Here is a 16,681-nt window from a genome sequence, read left to right as displayed (position 1 = left end):
ACGGTGCCTCCTGCCGTTGCGGCTGGCGCGCGACCGGCGACGAATATCGGTAACGCGACGAACTCGAGCTTGTCGGATGTTCGGGTTATCGCCATTGCCGAGATCGATACGTAGCATGGGGTGTCGGCGGCTTGGCTGACCGTGAGGTGTGATGGATTACGACGGGGTCGAGCGGCTGCGGCGCAACAGTGCGGCCTGGCGGTTGCTGAATGCCGACAACGCCGCGTTGGTGCTCGCCTTCCTCGGGGCGGTGTTCGTCGACGAGAACGTTCGCTCGATCTCGGGTGCCGAGTTGGCGGGTCGGCTGGAAGACGAGCTCTACGCCTTGCATGAGCGGCTCGGGCAGGTGCGGTATCCGAAGCCGGCGAAGGCCTACCTGGAAGACTGGTCGCGCGCTGACGTCGGATGGCTGCGCAAGTACTACCCGCCGGGGTCCGACGAGGTGCATTTCGACGCCACGCCTGCGGTGGAGAAGTCGCTGGCGTGGGTCCGTTCGCTGCAGGCGCGGGCGTTCGTCGGCACCGAGTCCAGGTTGAACATCATCTTCGAGCTGTTGCGGCAGATGGTCTTCGGTGCCGAGTCGGATCCGGACCGGCGTCTGGACGAGCTGTATCGACGGCGTGTGGAGATCGACGCCGAGATCGAACGGGTCCGGGCAGGCGACGTGACGGTCATGGACGCCTCGGCCCAGCGCGACCGGTACCAGCAGTTCACCACCACAGCCCGAGGACTGTTGGCTGACTTCCGCGAGGTCGAGGCCAACTTCCGTGCCTTGGACCGGGACCTGCGGGAACGGGTGGCGTTGTGGAACGGCTCCAAGGGGGCTCTGCTCGACGAAGTGCTCGGCAGTCGTAATGCGATCGCCGAATCGGATCAGGGGCGCAGCTTCCACGCGTTCTATGACTTCCTGCTGTCGCAGCAGCGGCAGACCGAGTTCGTCGGGCTGCTGGAGCAGGTGCAGGCGTTGCCGGCCATCGAGGCCGGCGACCCGCGGATGCGCCGAATCCACTATGACTGGCTCGACGCGGGGGAGCGGACCCAGGCCACCGTGCGGACGCTGTCGGAGCAGCTGCGCCGGTTCCTGGACGACCAGGTCTGGCTGGAGAACCGGCGGGTGATGGACCTGCTCCGCGGGATTGAGTCGTCGGCGCTGCGGCTGCGGGACCTGCCGACGTCCGCGTTCACTGTGCAGATCGACGCCGCTGCGCCGTCGGTGGCGCTGCCGATGGAGCGGCCGCTCTATCGGACTCGGCCGCGTGAGGCGCTTGACAGCTCCGCGGTGACGACCGGCGATGAGGAGGTCGACGTCTCGGTGCTGTTCGAGCAGGTGTACGTCGACCCGCTCCGGCTGTCTGCCGGCGTGCGTGAGGCGCTGCGCCGCCGGCCACAGGTCGGCCTGGCCGAGATCGTCGCCGGCCGGCCGTTGGAGCAGGGCCTGGCCGAGCTGGTGACCTACCTGTCGCTGGTCGATCCTGGATTCGACGTCGTGTTCGACGAATGGCAGCGCGAGCAGGTGCAGTGGACCGATGTCGACGGCCGGCGCCGGACCGCGACGCTGCCGCGGGTGACCTTCAGCCGCGCGGGCACGTCTCAGGATGGGCCATGACCGGACCTACGCCGATGGCGGCGCCGGATCTGTCGCTGGCGGTGACGCAGCTGATGAAAGGTGTGGTGTACCGCGACACGCATGAGGTCCCGTGGCGGCACCTGGTGCAGTTGCAGACGCAGGTCCGCGACTACGTCGCCGTGATCGGTCTGACCGTGGTGGTCGACGAGGCCGAGGGATATGGGTTTCTGCGTTCGCGCCCGGTCGACCTTGACGGCGAGGAGCCGGCAATCCCGAGGCTCATCGCACGACGGCAGCTGTCGCTGCACGTCAGCCTGCTGCTGGCGCTGCTGCGCAAGAAGCTCGCCGAGTTCGACGCCAGCTCGGGCGACACGAAGCTCGTGCTGACCCGCCAGCAGCTCATCGACATGGTGACGGTGTTCATGCCCCGTGACAGCACCGACACCCGGTTGATCGACCAGATCGACACCCACATCGGCAAGGTCGTCGAGCTGGGGTTTCTCCGGCGGTTCGGCGACGGTGAGGCCGCGTTCGAGGTACGTCGCATCCTGAAGGCGTTCGTCGACGCGCAGTGGCTGGCCGACCTCGACGCCCGGCTGGCCGAGTACGCAGCGGAGTTCGCCGGCCCGGTGGGGAAGGACGGCTCATGACGTGGGAGCCGGACGGTGCGGACGGCCCGAGTGAGACCGTCGGGCCCGGCTACCGCCTGCAGCGCCTCGAGGTGCGCAACTGGGGCACGTTCCACGAGCGGGTCTGGGCCTTCACCCCCGACGGGGCGAGCGCGCTGCTGACCGGTGACATCGGCTCGGGCAAGTCGACGCTCGTCGACGCGATCACGACGCTACTTCTGCCCGCCAACAGGATCTCCTACAACAAGGCCGCCGGGGCCGAAACCCGTGAGCGCAGCCTCCGCTCATACGTGCTCGGTTACCACAAGTCCGAACGGAACGAGTCGACCGGCACCTCCCGGCCGGTCGCGTTGCGGTCCGGTACGTGCTACTCGGTGATCCTCGGTGTCTTCGCCAACCGTGCCCTCGGCTCGACCGTCAGCCTCGCCCAGGTGTTCTGGCTGCACGACGGCAATCAGGGCCAGCCCGAGCGTTTCTACGTCGTCGCCGACGCGGGCCTGTCGATCGCCGAGGACTTCGCCGACTTCGGATCGGACATCAACGCGCTGCGCCGCCGGCTGCGCTCCGGCGGGGCGAAGGTCACGGAGCATTTCCCCGAGTACGGCAAGGACTTCCGCCGCAGGCTCGGCATCGGCTCGGAACAGGCGATGGAGCTGTTCCACCAGACCGTGTCCATGAAGGCGGTCGAGAACCTCAACGACTTCGTCCGCAGCCACATGCTGGAGCCGTTCGACGCCGAGACCTGGATCGGGCAACTCATCGCCCATTTCGACGACCTCAACCGGGCGCACACCGCGGTGCTCACCGCGCGTCAGCAACTCGAGGCCCTCGAGCCGCTGCTGCAGGCCTGCGACCTCGCAGACACCCACCAGGAGCAGATCGTCGCCGTCGATCGGCAGCGTGCGAACCTGCCGTACTTCTGCGCCCATGGCAAGGCCGAGGTCCTCACCGCGCAGATCGGCGAGTCCACCCGCGTCCGAGCCGAACATCAGGCCCGCAGCGAAGGACTCGACACCACACTGAACGACCTGCAGGGCAAGCAGGAACGCCTCCAGCTCGAACGAGCGGGCCTCGGTGGGGACCGGATCACCGTGCTGACCACGGAGATCGAACGAGCAGCGTCGGAACGCGACCGCCGGCGGCAACGCTCTGATCGGTTCAACACGCTGCTGCAGGCGGCGGCGCTGCCACCGGCACAGACACTGGAGCAGTTCGTGCGACGCCACGACGAAATCGCGGCAGCGAGCTCCCGCAGCGGTGAGGTGCGCGAACAGCTGCAGACGGATCTGACGGCCGTGCAACGCGATCTGGATCAGGTCGACGGGGACATCGGCGAGGTCAACGCCGAACTGCGTAGCCTGCGTGATCGCCGCAGCAACATCCCGCGGCAGAGCCTGGACCTGCGCGGCCAGATCTGCGGTGAGCTTCGTATCGCTCCGGACGCCCTACCGTTCGCCGGTGAGCTGATCCAGGTCCGTGACACAGCCCGTGACTGGGAGGGCGCCGCGGAACGCCTGCTGCGCGGGTTCGCGCTGTCGCTGCTGGTGCCGAATGAGCACTACCAGTCCGTCTCGGAGTGGATCGACAGCCATCACCTCGGCCGGAAGCTGGTGTACTACCGGGTCCCGGCCAGGATCGCCGCGTCCCTGCGTCCGGAGGGGCCGCCGAGCGACCGCAGCCTGTACGCCAAGCTCGAGATCCGCGACGGGCAGTTCAGCCGCTGGCTCGAATCACAGCTCAGCCGCCGGGCCGACCATGAGTGCGTGGAAAGTATGGCCCAGTTCAGGCGGGCCGAGCGCGCCGTCACACGGTCCGGACAGATCAAGGACGTCGGCGGCCGGCACGAGAAGGACGACAGCCGCCGCATCGACGACCGCAGCACCTACGTCCTGGGCTGGAGCAACGAGCAGAAGGTCGACCTGCTGCTGCGCAACGCCCAGCAGCTCAGCACCCGGCACTCCACGCTGACCACCCGACGCGACGCACTGCGCCGGCAGCTGCACGACGCCACCGAGCGTGAGAAAATCTTCGCAAAACTGGACGAGGTCACCGCCTTCGCGGATCTCGACTGGCAGGAGATGGTCAACCGGGTCGCAGATCTCGAACAAGAGCGCCGCGCGCTCGAGGCGTCCTCCCGGGAACTCCAGCGTGTCGCCGACGAGCTCAAGTCCGTCGGCCAGGCGATCGTCTCGGCGCAGGAGGAACGCGACAACCTCCAGCAGAAGATCGGAGCGCTCAACAAGGACATCGAGCGTGACGAGGCGACCCTCGCGGAGGTCCGCACCATCGTCGCGCAGCCCGCATTCGAGGCGGCGCGACCCCACTTCGGCGAGCTCGACCCGCTGCTGGAAGGGCAGCCGCGCAGCCGGCCGCAGGACTTCGACCGGCTGGCCGTCACCATCGAACGGGCACTCACCACCCAGCGAGAAACCGCGGCCGGTCGCCGGCACGTCGCCGTGACAGCCGCAGTGCGGCACATGACGGTGTTCCGCCAGACGTACCAGCAGGCCGCCGTGGACATGGACGACGCTATCGAGTCCGCCGCCGAGTACCGGATGCTGCGGGCCAGGCTGGTCGAGGACGACCTGCCGAGGTTCGAACGTGACTTCAAGCTGTACCTCAACACCAACACGATCCGCGATGTCGCCACCTTCAACTCGCAGCTGTCGAAGCAGCGGGACCTCATCAACGAACGGATCGCGACGATCAACATCTCGCTGGAGGCAATCGACTACAACCCCGGCCGGTACATCCGGCTGGAGGGCCACCGGACCCCCAACACCGAGATCCGTGACTTCATCGGCGACCTCGTGGCCTGCACCGACAACTCGCTGCACCCCGACGACGACGAGCAGTACTCCGAGCAGAAGTTCCTGCAGGTGAAGCGGCTGATCGAGCGGTTCAAAGGGCGGGAGGGTCATACCGACGCCGACCGGCAGTGGGCGCGCCGGGTCACCGACGTGAGGAACTGGTTCGTGTTCTCCGCCTCCGAGCGATGGCGCGAGGACGACACCGAACACGAGACGTACGCGGACTCCGGCGGCAAATCAGGCGGGCAGAAGGAGAAACTCGCCTACACCATCCTCGCCGCGTCGCTGGCCTACCAGTTCAAACTCGACGGCACCGCAGCCGCCGCGCGGACGTTCCGGTTCGTCGTCATCGACGAGGCCTTCGGCCGCGGATCCGGTGAGTCCGCCCGCTACGCCCTCACCCTGTTCCAGCGGCTCGGCCTGCAGTTGCTGATCGTCACGCCCCTGCAGAAGATCCACGTCATCGAACCGTTCGTCTCCGCCGTCGGCTTCGTCGACAACGCCACCGGCGGCAACTCCAGGCTGCAGTGCCTCACCGTCGAGGAGTACCGGGCACGTCAGCACCAGCACCTCGTCCGCCAACTCCTGCCCGTCCGTCCGGCAGAGGGTGTTGCGCATGGCTGAGCGCCGCGCGGCGCGCCGGCCGTGGACCGTGCCGGAGGACGTCACGGCGGCCTTGCGCAAATGCTGGGACCGCGGCGACTACCTGGCCGCCATAGCCGCGGACCGGCCCTGGCAGCCGGTCAGCGTGCCCATCCGGGCACCGTCACCGACCGAGATTGCCTCGTCGTTCGGCGCGGTCCAGGACTGGGTGGCGCAATGGCGCGGCCCGACGGCCGTACGGCTAAGGATCGAATTGCGGCCGATCGGGGGACGGGCCATCGGCACCAACATGATCCCGGCCAGAGCGTGGCTCGACACCCCGGAGCAGTTGTGGGCCCTGCTCGGCACGACGCCACAGGTCCGGCGCTTCACCGCCATGGTGACCAGCACACGCCGGGACGCGCCGGCTCTCCTGCCACTCGTGGCTGCGCAGCCGATGAAGGTGTTTGCTCACGAGCCGGTGTGGCTGACCCTGATCCAGACAGTCCGGTGGATCGCCGAGCATGATACTGCGGACATGTACCTCCGACAGGTTGACGTCCCAGGCGTCGACACCAAGTTCATCGAACGGCACCGGACCCTGCTGGCGGACCTCCTCGACGCCTACCTCCACGACGGCCGCGTCGATCGGGGCGTCCCCGCATCCGACTTCGCCAGCCGGTATCGATTCCGCAAGAAGCCGCACTACGTCCGCCTGCGGCACCTCGACACACAAGCCACTGAACCGTTCACCGAAGTCATGGTTCGCGTCGACGAACTGGCACATCGTCCTCCAGCTGTCTCAACCGCGTATGTCGTGGAGAACGAGATCACTTATCTGGCGTTCCCGCCCGTGGCCGGCGCCATCGTCATCTTCGGCGGGGGATACGCAGTGCCGACGCTGCAGCCGCTGACCTGGCTGCACGGCCTCCGGCTGGTGTACTGGGGCGACATCGACACACACGGCTTCGCCATCCTCAACCGTCTACGCCAGGCGTTCCCGCATACCGAGTCGATGCTCATGGACCGCACGACCTTGCTGTCTCACGACAACCAATGGGTGCGCGAGCCGACGCCGACCCACGGACTCCTGCCGTCGCTGAACTTCGCGGAAGCCGCCCTGTACACCGACCTCGTCGAAGATGCCCTTGGCGAGGCGGTTCGCCTTGAACAGGAACGCGTCCGGTTCTCCGCTCTGACCCGCACCATTGACGAACACGTCGACAGCAGCCGACGACGATCGACATGACCTCATCACGCTCGGCTGGGTCGCCCGGATGGCAGGTCAAGCCAGCGGCTTGACGCGCGGAGCGGAGCAGCGGCTCGGCCAGCCGACCCGTGTCGTGTGTTATCGCCTGGTACTCGCGCCAGGGTGAAGCAGGATCGCCCCACTCGACGAATGTTTCCGTCGACTTATCGGCGCCATATGGCGCGCCGCTGGTCGGGACGCATATGGCCATGACCTATTCACTCGTAATGAATAGGTCTTCCCACTAAAGCATGAACCACATGCGGAGGATTTTCCAGCCGAAGTTCCGTCGCATTTTGACCGCTTCACATTGACACCTCCTCGCGGCGGCGCGGCGGTCCACCATCGACGATGCCCATTGTCCTAGGATGCTCATGGGGATGTGACCGGGGTCCGCGGTTGCGTAGCTGAGAGTCGGAGGTTGGGATGCCGTATTCCGCCGGTACGGCCGACGGAGGCCGGGAGGGCGAGTCGGCGGCGAAGCTGCTGACGGTCGATGCAGTGGCCGAGCTTCTCGGGGTTTCATCGCGGTGGCTCGCGGATGAGTGTCGTGCCGGGCGGGTCACCCACGTCCACATCGCTCGGAAGCGGCGCTTCACCGCCAAGCAGGTGGAGCAGCTCATCGAGCGCTTCAGTGTGCGGCCGCAGTCGCCGGAGGAGCAGCCAGAGCAGTTGCATCCAGGAGTGAGCAATCGTGTCTACCGTCGGCTTCAGCGGCAGGGCGTAGTTCCGCCGAGGAGACCGGTGTAACGGCTTCAGACCCTGGTTTGCCGTCGAGTGGAGATGCGGTCAAGCCCGAGGCGTGCTGCGTTGTCTGCGGCGCGCATCTGGAGAGCATCGAGGAAGGCTTGATGGGCCGGGCTGCCGTGCGTAGCGTTCAAGTCCTCGGCGTGCGTCGATTCTCCGGTGACATACTCGGCATACAGCGTGCAGCACCCGCGGAGCCCGGCCACGAGCTGCTCCAAAAGGTCAGGGGCCGGCCGGTGCGGATCGAGGGGAGTGAGCCTCACCCGTTCGATCTGCTCAAGGTCGCTGTCGCTGTCAGCCTCCGCGAGCCGGATCGCCGTCGTAATCGCATCCCTGGCGCCGTACAGATCGACGGTCTCCCCGTCGGCGATGGCGGTCGCCTGTTCGATCAGGTCGATGACCGCATCGCGCGGCGAGCACCGCAACGACATCAGCTCCAGGATTGTTGTCGCCGCTGTGTGGGGGAGGGCCTCGACGTCGTCTGCAGCGTGAAGGACCGCCGTGCTGGAGATGCCGGAAACGTCCGCGACAACGCTGGCGGCCGCCTCGAGCCAGTGCGCTGCGGCGACGGCAGCGGCTGTTGCGTCCAGCGTCGTGAACAGCTCATCGTTGCCGAGCGGGTCGCGTCGCAGCGCTTGGTCTGCTGCAGCTACCTGAACTGGGGATACGTCGAGCCGGCTCAGCGTCACAGCTTGACCCGCTCGTCCCGAAAGGTCGCCGCGGGCAGCGGCCTCGACCGCCGAAACTTCACGGCGCACCTCAGCGAGCACCGCAACGTCCAGGTCAGCGCTGTCGATGAGGCACAACGCTTCCCTGATGCGGTGCCCGGCATCGTCGATCGGATCGTAGAAGGCGATGAACGCGTCGTTGGCGGTGCCGGTCTCTCGTTGCAGCATCGCGACGATCCGATCGGTCAACGCAACGTCATCATCGAGTTGCGCCTGGTGGATGCTCGCGTTGGCTTCGCCTGCTGGATCAGCCTGGACGTAGGACTCCCACAGCGCTGCCGAAAGTGCTGATAGCCCCGTCGTCAAGTGCTGGCTGTGCTCGACCGCAGTGCGGGCGGGCAGCGTTGCCACGGTCTGAGCCACCCCGCCGCCATTGCCCACTTGCCACATGGCGATCAGCAGCCCATGGTCGCCGTCAATCCCGTAGATCGTCATGAACCCTCCCTGGAAGGCGGCGTAGCAACCGCCTCGGCTTGACCCCATGTCATTGATTCGCTGTGCGACGCCGACGCCAGGGGATGAGGTTCGCCGGTGAGGGCGGCTGTCGCCGCCGCGACCTCGTGGACGTCGGCGCGGACGTACGTGGCGGTCGGACCGGCGTCGTTGCGGCCGGTGTGGCCGGCGAACGCACGAGCAACGGCGTAGCTGAAGTTCCGCTCGACCCAAGTCAGCGTCGTGTGTCGTAGCCAGTGGGTGCTGACCTGCTGCGTAGCGACCCAGGAGAGATGCCGACCGACGCGCCGCCACAGATAGTCGTACCGCCGACGGGTGATGACCCGGCCATCGTGGTAGCGGAGCAGCTGCCCGTGCAGGTCGTTGCTGGCGCCGCGCTCCTCGGCGTGCGTGACGAGGTGCTGCATCATCGACGGCGACACCGGCTGCCAGCGGACGGTGTCGCCCTTCTCTCGGAGCCGGATCAGGCACTGCTCGACGTCCAAGTCGATGCGGCGGAGCGCGAGCGCACCCCCGCGGCGGCAGGCCGTCTCCACATGCAGTCGCAGCAGCAAGACGTCCAGACCTGGGTCGTTGCCGGTCGTTGAGGCAACCGAGTACAGCTGCGACAGTTGCCCGTCGGTCAATGCGTGTCGCGCACTGGCGAGCCGCCTGGGCTTCTCGACACGTATCGCCGGATTCGCGGCCTCCGTGAGCAACCCGTCCGCGACGGCATACCGGTACAGGCAGCGCAACGCCGAGATCGTGTGCTCCGCGGCGCTGCGTCCGCCGCGCGAGTTGCTGCGTACCAGCGCGGACCGCTTGGCAGACTCAGCGAGCTGCTTGATCTCCGACGGCGTGGGCTCATCCAGCCGACGATGGCCCCACACCTGTCGGATACGCCGCCAGTACGTCGCGTACGCCCGCCGGCTGCCGGACGGGACCGCTTCGGCGATCTGGTCCAGGTACTCATCAAACGTCGGCACAGCCTGCAACGCGGTGTTGGCCACGAGTTCGTCCGGAGTGACACCGAGCCGGGCCAGCAGCATACGAACTGTCTCGACGTCGATCGCCGCCGACGGTCCGGAACCGGCCGTCACTGTCGAGGTCCAGCAGTGCTGGCGTCGTACAGGCGGAGCGCCTCGGCGACGACCGGCATCGGGTAGACGATCACCGCGTCGAGGTCGGGTCGCGCCACCGCCAGGACACGGTCGCCGTCAAGCAGCCCCACGGCATGCCGGGCCTCTGCGGGCACACGGACATGTCCCTGCTTCGTGACGGCCAGGCCGCCTGTCCCGCCCGCCGTAAGGTGGACTGCTCCTGCCGAGATCGTGGCATTGAGCGGCCGGCCTGGCAGCCATCCGAGGCTCCGAACCGGAGACCGATCCGCGAGCCGTCCGCGTGCATCGACGGTCGTTACCGCACAGAAGCGGGTGGCCGCGGCTGCCTGTGCCGGCGGTAGTGCCGGCACAGGCAGCCCGGCGCGGGCGTCCCGCGCAACAACCCTGGAGACCAACGTCACGATCTGAGCGTCGTCCATCAGCGGCGTAGCCGATACGTGTCAGGGGGTGTGACCACGTGTCGGCCATGTGGTCAGAGCAAGGGATGCGGCTCCCCGGTCAGCGCCGCGACCGCGGCGGCGAGTTCCTCCAGGGTCGCCTTCACATACGTGGCGGTGCTGCCGACGTCACCGGCGCTGTCAGCGTGGCCGGCATAGCCACGGGCGATGGCGTAGCCGAAGTTCCGCTCCACCCACGTCAGCGTCGTGTGCCGGAGCCAGTGCGTGCTGATCTGCTGGGTGGCCACCCACGGCAGGTGATCACTGATCCGCCCCCACAAGGTGTCGTACCGGCGGCGCGTGATCGGCCGGCCGTTGCGGTAGCGCAGCAACTGCCCGTCCGTCGGCGACTGCCGCTGCTCGGCGTGCAACAGCAGATGCCGCATCAGGGTGGGGGAGACCGGCTGCCACCGCACGCTGTCACCCTTCTCCTGCAACCGGATGAGGCACTGCGTTACGTCGAGGTCCATCGGCCGCAGCGCCAGAGCACCGCCGCGACGGCAGGCAGTCTCCGTGTGCAGCCGCATCAACAGACCGTCCAGGTCTGGATCGTCGCTGGTCCGGACGGCGACCTCGTTGATCTCCGCCAACCGGTTGTCCGGCACCGCCCGCCGGGTGGTCGGCAACCGGCGCGGCTTGCTGACCTTCAACGCCGGGTTCTCACCCTCCGACAGCAGACCGTCGGCGACGGCCCGCCGGTACAAGCACCGCAACGCCGTGATCAGGTTCTCCGCAGCACTGTGCCCACCTCGGGCGTTGCGCCGCTGCACCCGATTCGCCTTGACGTGCTCGGCCAGCCGCTCGATGTCCGACGGCCGGACCTCGTCGATACGCCGCTGCGACCAATGCTCCAGAACCCGGTTCCAGTACGTGTTGTACGCCTTGCGGCTGCCCTCACCGACCGCCTCCCGCACCACGGGGATGTACTCGGCGAACGTCGGCGCCGCCGGCCTCCCGGCGCCGAGGAGGTCGGCGGGGGAGATGCCCATCCGGGCCAGCAGCAGCCGGGCCGCCTCCAGCTCCGCCGCTCCTGCCGTCGCGGTCACGCCGGGTCTCCAAGACGAATCGCGTGCTGCTGCTCGACCATCGCGTCGATCGCCTCAGGCGGATGCACAACGATGAGCCCTCGGTCCGGGTCGCCAGCGAGCAGGACCCGATCACCTGGCCGCAGACCGCACCACCGCCGTACCGCCACCGGGATCACGAGATGGCCGGACGTGCCGATCTGGAACACGCCCTGCTCATCGAGACTGGACACGACCAGACGGCCCTGCTCCCGGATGTTCAGCCGTGCCCCGGCCGCCCAGCCGAGCGCGCGGACGACAGACGCGTCGGCGACCCGGCCGCGGTTGTCGATCGTGGAGACCGTGCACTGCCACGAACGCTGCCGGCCCTCCGCCAGCGACGCCAGAGGCAGCGGTGGCCGGGCGAGCGGGCGCTGCTGCTCGCTACCGGGTGATGAGAGGATGAGTGGAGCGATGGGGCGCGTCATGACGCACCCCCGCAGGTGTGCAGAGATGCGCAAAGCGCGTGCTCAGAACCACTTGAACACGCGCCACCAAAGTTAGGCAGAGATGCATCAAAAGTGTGTCGAAGGGGGGACTTGAACCCCCACGCCCTTGCGGGCACTAGCACCTCAAGCTAGCGCGTCTGCCATTCCGCCACTTCGACCTGCTCCGACCATCCTACCCGGTCACTTCCTCACCGCCCGGCTGGCCGTCGGAGACATTACACGGTCCTGGAAGATCTTGGCGAATCGGGGGGTGCGACACGCGAAGGGCCCCGGCCGAGGGGGGATCGCCGGGGCCCTGTTTCGCCAGGGTGGCCGGTTGGGGGGAGCCGGCCACCCGAGGTCAGACGTTGAAGATGCTCACACCGCCCGGGCCTACGAGGAGGGCGACGACGATGAGGATGATGCCCCACAGGATCTGGCGGCGCAGGAGTGCGAAGACGCCGGCGATGCCGATGATCACCGCGATGATCCACAAAAGGGTAGCCATGATGGTTTCGTACCTCCGGGGTGAGATCGATAAACGCGGATCAGCTCGCGAGGTCCTCGGGCCAGGTGGTGCGGCGGGTGAGGACGTCGCGGACCTTGTCGACGACGGCGACGGCCGGGTCGACGAGCTTGTTGAGTGGTGGCCGGGCGGGGGTGTTGGGGTGGGGGCGGGTCGGTGCGGCTCCGCGGGCGATCAGGACGCGGTTGCCGAGCCGGACGAGCTCGGTGTCGCTGCACTGTTCGCGCAGGCGGGGGAACACCTCCTCGCCGGTGCGGTGTGCGTGTGAGCGGACGTGCGTGGCGACCGCGTCCAGGGCGGCCTGGTAGGCGTCGTCCGCGGCGGGGGTGACGTGCAGCCGCTGTAGGGCCAGGAGCAGCTCTGCGTCCGCGGCGACCTCCTGCGAGGCGATCGGGTCGCCGTCGGGCAGGACGGCCTTGACCGTCGGGTACAGGTACTGCTCCTCGGCCGACAGGTGCCGGGCGAGGGTCGCCACCAGGACGTCCTCGATGTCCTGCGGCCTGGCCGGCTCCTGCTCGCTGGGGGTCGTGAGCCGGTCGCAGAGCTGGGTGAGCTGCCGGTGGTCCTCGTCGAGAAGGTCGAGCATGCTGCGGCCGCCGAAGTTGACGTCGTCGTCCTCGATGCCGCCAGGCACTGGTGGCAGCGGCGGCAGTGGGGCAGCGCTCACGTGGACCCTCCTCGATCGATGTGCCGGTGCCGCTTCGGTACCCGACGCGCAACTTCTTGAAACGAGGGGTTACCCGCCAGTACGCTGCTATGCACCGCTATCGATGGATGCCCAACGAAAGGGGCCGCCATGTCCATCACCGGGCGGGGACTGACCGTCCTCGCCGCCACCATGGTCGTGCTGCTCGGGACCACCGTCCCCGCGCACGCCGCACCCGGGCCGCCACCCGGATCGATCGCCAGCATGGGCGACTCCATCACCCGCGGGTTCAACGCGTGCGGATGGTTCGCCGACTGCCCGTCCCGCTCCTTCAGTACGGGCAGCACCACCGCCGTCAACAGCCACTACCTCCGCATCCGGGCGAAGAACCCAGCCATCGACGGTCGTTCGTACAATGACGGCAGAAGCGGCGCGAAGGTCGCCGACATGGCAGGTCAGGCCCAGACCGCTGTCTCGCAGCGGGTCGCGTACGTCACGATCCTCATCGGCGCCAACGACGCCTGCACCTCGTCGGAGTCCTCGATGACCACCGTCGCGGCCTACCGGGCGTCCCTGGACGCCGCGCTCGGCACCCTCAAGGCCGGGCTGCCCGACGCGAAAGTCCTGCTCATCAGCGTGCCTGACCTCAAGCGGCTCTGGCAGGTCGGCAAGGACAGCTCCGGCGCCCGCACCGCCTGGGGGCTGTTCGGCATCTGCCAGTCGATGCTGGCCAACCCGACGTCCACGGCCGCGGCGGACACCGCGCGCAGGGACCGGGTCCGGCAGCGTGTGATCGACTTCAACGCTCAGCTGGCCTCCGCGTGTACCGCCTACGGCCCCAACTGCAAATACGACGGCGGCGCGGTCTTCGGCTACGCGTTCCAGCTGGCGCAGATGTCGACCTGGGACTATTTCCATCCGAACGCGTCGGGCCAGGCAGTGCTCGCATCGGTGAGTTACTCGGCCGGTTTCGGCTGGTGAGGCACGTGTGGTCCGGTGACGCGCCGGGGTAGCCCACCGGACCACCCGCCGAAATTGTCACAGCCGCCTGGTATGACTTCTCCATGGACGCCACCGACGAGGTCATCGAGCTCTGCCGCGACCTGCTGCGCATCGACACCACCAACACCGGCGACCTGGAGACCAGCGCCGGGGAGCGGCTCGCCGCGGAATACGTCGCGGAGAAGCTCGCCGAGGTCGGCCTCGAGCCGCAGATCCACGAGAGCGCGCCGGGCCGGGCCAGCGTCGTCGCCCGGTTCGAGGGCAGCGACCCGACCCGCGACGCGCTGCTCATCCACGGGCACCTCGACGTGGTCCCGGCCGACGCGTCGGAGTGGTCCGTCGACCCGTTCGGCGGCGAGATCCGCGACGGCTATCTGTGGGGTCGCGGCGCAGTCGACATGAAGGACTTCGACGCGATGGTCCTCGCGCTGGTGCGGCAGATGAAGCGCGAGGGCCGCAAGCCGCCCCGCGACGTGGTGCTGGCCTTCGTCGCCGACGAGGAGGCCGGCAGCACCTATGGCGCGCAATATCTCGTCGAGCACCACCGCGAGCACTTCGACGGGGTGACCGAGGCGATCGGCGAGGTCGGCGGGTTCTCCGTCAGCGTCGGCGGTGACCAGCGGCTCTATCTCATCGAGACCGCGCAGAAGGGCATCGACTGGCTGCGCCTGCACGCCAAGGGCCGCCCCGGCCACGGCTCGATGATCAACGACGACAACGCGGTGACCGCGGTCGCCGAGGCCGTCGCCAGGGTCGGCCGGCACAAGTTCCCGGTGATCATGACGCCGACCGTGCGGGCGTTCCTCGAGCAGACCTCCGAGATCCTCGGGTTCGAGCTCGACCTGGAGGACCCCGAGCGGGCCGTGGAGAAGATCGGCCCGATCGCGATGATCATCGGCGCGACCCTGCGCAACACGGCCAACCCGACCCGGCTCGCCGCCGGGTACAAGGACAACGTCATCCCCGGCCGCGCGTCCGCCACGATCGACTGCCGCACCCTGCCCGGCCAGTCCGAGCTGTTCGAGCAGCAGCTGCGCGACCTCGTCGGCCCCGACATCGAGCTGGAATACATCCACCGCCAGGCCGCCCTGGAGACCACCTTCGACGGCGCCCTCGTCGAGGCCATGACGGCGGCGCTCAAGGCCGAGGACCCGGGGGCGCTCCCCGTGCCGTACATGCTCAGCGGCGGCACCGACGCCAAGCAGTTCGACAAGCTCGGCATCCGCTGCTTCGGCTTCTCACCGGTGCGCCTGCCCGCCGACCTCAACTTCGGCGCGTTGTTCCACGGCATTGACGAGCGCATTCCCCTGGAGGGACTACAGTTCGGCGTGCGAGTCCTCGACAGGTTCCTGCAGCAGTCCTGATCAACCCGATAACCACCACGACAGCCACCAATCAGGGGGAGTCCCATCATGACCGACCGGCACGCGGAGCTTGACACCGCGCTCGAGCGCGTGATCACGGCGGCCCGCGACCACCTTGCCGCGGTCAAGGCCGCCGACGGGCGGGCCGACGACGACGAGGTGTGGCGCGCCTACGTCGAGCTCAACAACGCCTCCAACGGCTATGACGAGCTCCTGCTCGACGCCTTCGGCGAGGTCACCCCGTGGGACGTCGAGGCCATCGACCCCGACGAGGCCGACCGCCAGTTCGGCGTGGGCATCGGCGGCGTCGACGGCACCGAGGCCGAAGACCCGCACCCGCAGATCATCTCCGTCCGCCAGCGCCGCGACTACCGCGTCCCCAGCGTCGCGGCCCTGCTCCGCCTCGCCGACGCCGCCCGCCGCACCAACCCCGGCGACGGCGACACCGCCCCCGTCGAGACCGTCGGCGAAGCCGTCCTCGAGCTCATGCAGGCCGGCGACGGCTCCCTCGGCGCCCTCGACATCCCCGAGCTCGAATCCCTCGACGGCGTCGTCGTCGTGGCCGAGGTGGCCACCCCGCTCGACCCCGAGGCCTATGAGGACAACGACGGCACCGGCCCCTTCGCCGTCGGCGCCGAGGACAGGGTCGTCGACCGGCTCGACGAGCACGCGTTCGTCGACCTGGAGGAGGACCTGGACGAGGACGAGGACGGCGGTCTCGCCCCCACCGGCGAAGCCACCGACCAGACCACCGAGCCCGCCGACCGCCGCTGACAGGCGTCCACGGCTAACCGTTCACGGCCGACCGTCCACAACTGACCGTTTACGGCTGACCGTCCACGACTGACAACCGTCCGCGGCTGACCACTGAGCCAGCCGACCGCTGTCTGCCAGTGACCGCTGCCGCCCCGCCGCTTCAACCGGGGCGGCAGCGGTCCGGGTCGCCCGCGCACAGGCCGCCAGCACGAACGAGGCGGCCGTGCCGGGCAACCGTGGGCATTGGGCGGGCATCGGGTGGTCGAGCTTTGACGTGGCGGTGCTGCCCGTCCCACGATCATGGCCATCTGAGCCGGGGACGACAGCCAGGGCCCATCTGCTGTCGGCCTGGTGGCGGAGACTCCGGTGACGAACTGATCCCTAGTCCCGTCCGGCCCCGGCTATCGTGTCCGGCCCCGGCTATCGTGTCCGGCCCCGGCTATCGTGTCCGGCCCCGGCTATCGTGTCCGGCCCCGGCTATCGTGTCCGGCCCCGGCTGGGCCTTCGCCCCTGATCTTGGACACGCGTTTATGCGGCTTGGGGCAGCGTAGCTGAGATGGTTTGGGTGGCTGTTTCGTAGGCGATTGGTGATC

15 protein-coding genes and 1 tRNA gene are annotated in these 16,681 nt (G+C 68.3%); 8 read left to right on the top strand and 8 right to left on the bottom strand.

Features of this window, described 5'->3' with window-relative positions; genetic code table 11:
- Positions 1 to 151 precede the first annotated feature (151 nt).
- The 5 genes from ACZ6TV_RS47070 to ACZ6TV_RS47050 all read left to right on the top strand — a co-directional run bounded on the left by ACZ6TV_RS47070 (position 152) and on the right by ACZ6TV_RS47050 (position 7,587).
- The gene (locus ACZ6TV_RS47070; RefSeq protein ID WP_465306723.1) at positions 152 to 1,606 is read left to right on the top strand and encodes a DUF3375 domain-containing protein; all 1,455 of its coding nucleotides are present in this window, start codon (positions 152 to 154) and stop codon (positions 1,604 to 1,606) included.
- The gene (locus tag ACZ6TV_RS47065) at positions 1,603 to 2,217 is read left to right on the top strand and encodes a DUF4194 domain-containing protein (RefSeq protein ID WP_465306721.1); all 615 of its coding nucleotides are present in this window, start codon (positions 1,603 to 1,605) and stop codon (positions 2,215 to 2,217) included. The genes ACZ6TV_RS47070 and ACZ6TV_RS47065 overlap by 4 nt, the downstream gene beginning before the upstream one ends.
- Positions 2,214 to 5,630 carry an ATP-binding protein gene (locus ACZ6TV_RS47060; RefSeq protein WP_465306719.1) on the top strand — a complete coding sequence of 1,139 codons (3,417 nt, stop codon included), beginning with the start codon at positions 2,214 to 2,216 and terminating at the stop codon, positions 5,628 to 5,630. Before ACZ6TV_RS47065 ends, ACZ6TV_RS47060 begins: the two co-directional genes overlap by 4 nt.
- On the top strand, positions 5,623 to 6,837 hold the full coding sequence (locus tag ACZ6TV_RS47055; protein ID WP_465306717.1) for a Wadjet anti-phage system protein JetD domain-containing protein: 1,215 nt from the start codon (positions 5,623 to 5,625) through the stop codon (positions 6,835 to 6,837). Before ACZ6TV_RS47060 ends, ACZ6TV_RS47055 begins: the two co-directional genes overlap by 8 nt.
- A gap of 426 nt (positions 6,838 to 7,263) precedes the next feature.
- Entirely contained in the window at positions 7,264 to 7,587 is a 324-nt protein-coding gene (locus ACZ6TV_RS47050) for a helix-turn-helix domain-containing protein (protein ID WP_465306715.1), read from the top strand.
- Between the two features lie 5 nt (positions 7,588 to 7,592).
- Here the strand turns inward: ACZ6TV_RS47050 and ACZ6TV_RS47045 are convergent, their stop codons facing one another.
- The 8 genes from ACZ6TV_RS47045 to ACZ6TV_RS47010 form a co-directional block, all read right to left on the bottom strand.
- Positions 7,593 to 8,747: a hypothetical protein gene (locus tag ACZ6TV_RS47045; RefSeq protein WP_465306713.1), complete on the bottom strand. Its 1,155-nt coding sequence runs from the start codon at positions 8,745 to 8,747 to the stop codon at positions 7,593 to 7,595.
- Entirely contained in the window at positions 8,744 to 9,844 is a 1,101-nt protein-coding gene (locus ACZ6TV_RS47040) for a tyrosine-type recombinase/integrase (protein WP_465306711.1), read from the bottom strand. Before ACZ6TV_RS47040 ends, ACZ6TV_RS47045 begins: the two co-directional genes overlap by 4 nt.
- The gene (locus ACZ6TV_RS47035; RefSeq protein ID WP_465306709.1) at positions 9,841 to 9,975 is read right to left on the bottom strand and encodes a hypothetical protein; all 135 of its coding nucleotides are present in this window, start codon (positions 9,973 to 9,975) and stop codon (positions 9,841 to 9,843) included. The genes ACZ6TV_RS47040 and ACZ6TV_RS47035 overlap by 4 nt, the downstream gene beginning before the upstream one ends.
- 362 nt (positions 9,976 to 10,337) lie before the next feature.
- Complete coding sequence (locus ACZ6TV_RS47030) at positions 10,338 to 11,348, bottom strand: tyrosine-type recombinase/integrase (protein WP_465306707.1); 1,011 nt, start codon at positions 11,346 to 11,348, stop codon at positions 10,338 to 10,340.
- Positions 11,345 to 11,794, bottom strand: a complete 450-nt coding sequence (locus ACZ6TV_RS47025) for an AbrB/MazE/SpoVT family DNA-binding domain-containing protein (RefSeq protein WP_465306705.1) — start codon at positions 11,792 to 11,794, stop codon at positions 11,345 to 11,347. Before ACZ6TV_RS47025 ends, ACZ6TV_RS47030 begins: the two co-directional genes overlap by 4 nt.
- A gap of 96 nt (positions 11,795 to 11,890) precedes the next feature.
- Positions 11,891 to 11,973 (bottom strand) — tRNA-Leu (locus ACZ6TV_RS47020).
- A gap of 182 nt (positions 11,974 to 12,155) precedes the next feature.
- Positions 12,156 to 12,302, bottom strand: a complete 147-nt coding sequence (locus ACZ6TV_RS47015; protein WP_354786963.1) for a GPGG-motif small membrane protein — start codon at positions 12,300 to 12,302, stop codon at positions 12,156 to 12,158.
- Positions 12,303 to 12,342: 40 nt separating this feature from the next.
- Positions 12,343 to 12,987 (bottom strand): hemerythrin domain-containing protein, encoded by a 645-nt coding sequence (locus tag ACZ6TV_RS47010; protein WP_465306702.1) that lies wholly within the window; start codon positions 12,985 to 12,987, stop codon positions 12,343 to 12,345.
- Between the two features lie 129 nt (positions 12,988 to 13,116).
- On the opposite strand from ACZ6TV_RS47010, the gene ACZ6TV_RS47005 reads away from it, so the two are divergent.
- The 3 genes from ACZ6TV_RS47005 to ACZ6TV_RS46995 all read left to right on the top strand — a co-directional run bounded on the left by ACZ6TV_RS47005 (position 13,117) and on the right by ACZ6TV_RS46995 (position 16,106).
- Positions 13,117 to 13,947, top strand: coding sequence for an SGNH/GDSL hydrolase family protein (locus tag ACZ6TV_RS47005; protein ID WP_465306700.1), 831 nt, complete (start codon positions 13,117 to 13,119; stop codon positions 13,945 to 13,947).
- A gap of 83 nt (positions 13,948 to 14,030) precedes the next feature.
- Positions 14,031 to 15,332, top strand: a complete 1,302-nt coding sequence (locus tag ACZ6TV_RS47000) for a M20/M25/M40 family metallo-hydrolase (RefSeq protein ID WP_465306698.1) — start codon at positions 14,031 to 14,033, stop codon at positions 15,330 to 15,332.
- Positions 15,333 to 15,380: 48 nt separating this feature from the next.
- The gene (locus ACZ6TV_RS46995; RefSeq protein WP_465306696.1) at positions 15,381 to 16,106 is read left to right on the top strand and encodes a hypothetical protein; all 726 of its coding nucleotides are present in this window, start codon (positions 15,381 to 15,383) and stop codon (positions 16,104 to 16,106) included.
- Positions 16,107 to 16,681: the final 575 nt, after the last annotated feature.

The sequence above is a fragment of the Dactylosporangium sp. NPDC051087 genome (assembly GCF_055586325.1).
Note: the sequence above shows the minus strand (reverse complement) of the source record. Positions and strands in the feature narration are given on the sequence as shown.

Excerpts from the sequence above, each read along its gene's own strand:
- ACZ6TV_RS47070 (WP_465306723.1), top strand. The coding sequence starts at position 152 with ATGGATTACGACGGGGTCGAGCGGCTGCGGCGCAACAGTGCGGCCTGG.
- ACZ6TV_RS47065 (WP_465306721.1), top strand. The coding sequence starts at position 1,603 with ATGACCGGACCTACGCCGATGGCGGCGCCGGATCTGTCGCTGGCGGTG.
- ACZ6TV_RS47060 (WP_465306719.1), top strand. The coding sequence starts at position 2,214 with ATGACGTGGGAGCCGGACGGTGCGGACGGCCCGAGTGAGACCGTCGGG.
- ACZ6TV_RS47055 (WP_465306717.1), top strand. The coding sequence starts at position 5,623 with ATGGCTGAGCGCCGCGCGGCGCGCCGGCCGTGGACCGTGCCGGAGGAC.
- ACZ6TV_RS47050 (WP_465306715.1), top strand. The coding sequence starts at position 7,264 with ATGCCGTATTCCGCCGGTACGGCCGACGGAGGCCGGGAGGGCGAGTCG.
- ACZ6TV_RS47045 (WP_465306713.1), bottom strand. The coding sequence starts at position 8,747 with ATGACGATCTACGGGATTGACGGCGACCATGGGCTGCTGATCGCCATG.
- ACZ6TV_RS47025 (WP_465306705.1), bottom strand. The coding sequence starts at position 11,794 with ATGACGCGCCCCATCGCTCCACTCATCCTCTCATCACCCGGTAGCGAG.
- ACZ6TV_RS47015 (WP_354786963.1), bottom strand. The coding sequence starts at position 12,302 with ATGGCTACCCTTTTGTGGATCATCGCGGTGATCATCGGCATCGCCGGC.
- ACZ6TV_RS47005 (WP_465306700.1), top strand. The coding sequence starts at position 13,117 with ATGTCCATCACCGGGCGGGGACTGACCGTCCTCGCCGCCACCATGGTC.
- ACZ6TV_RS47000 (WP_465306698.1), top strand. The coding sequence starts at position 14,031 with ATGGACGCCACCGACGAGGTCATCGAGCTCTGCCGCGACCTGCTGCGC.
- ACZ6TV_RS46995 (WP_465306696.1), top strand. The coding sequence starts at position 15,381 with ATGACCGACCGGCACGCGGAGCTTGACACCGCGCTCGAGCGCGTGATC.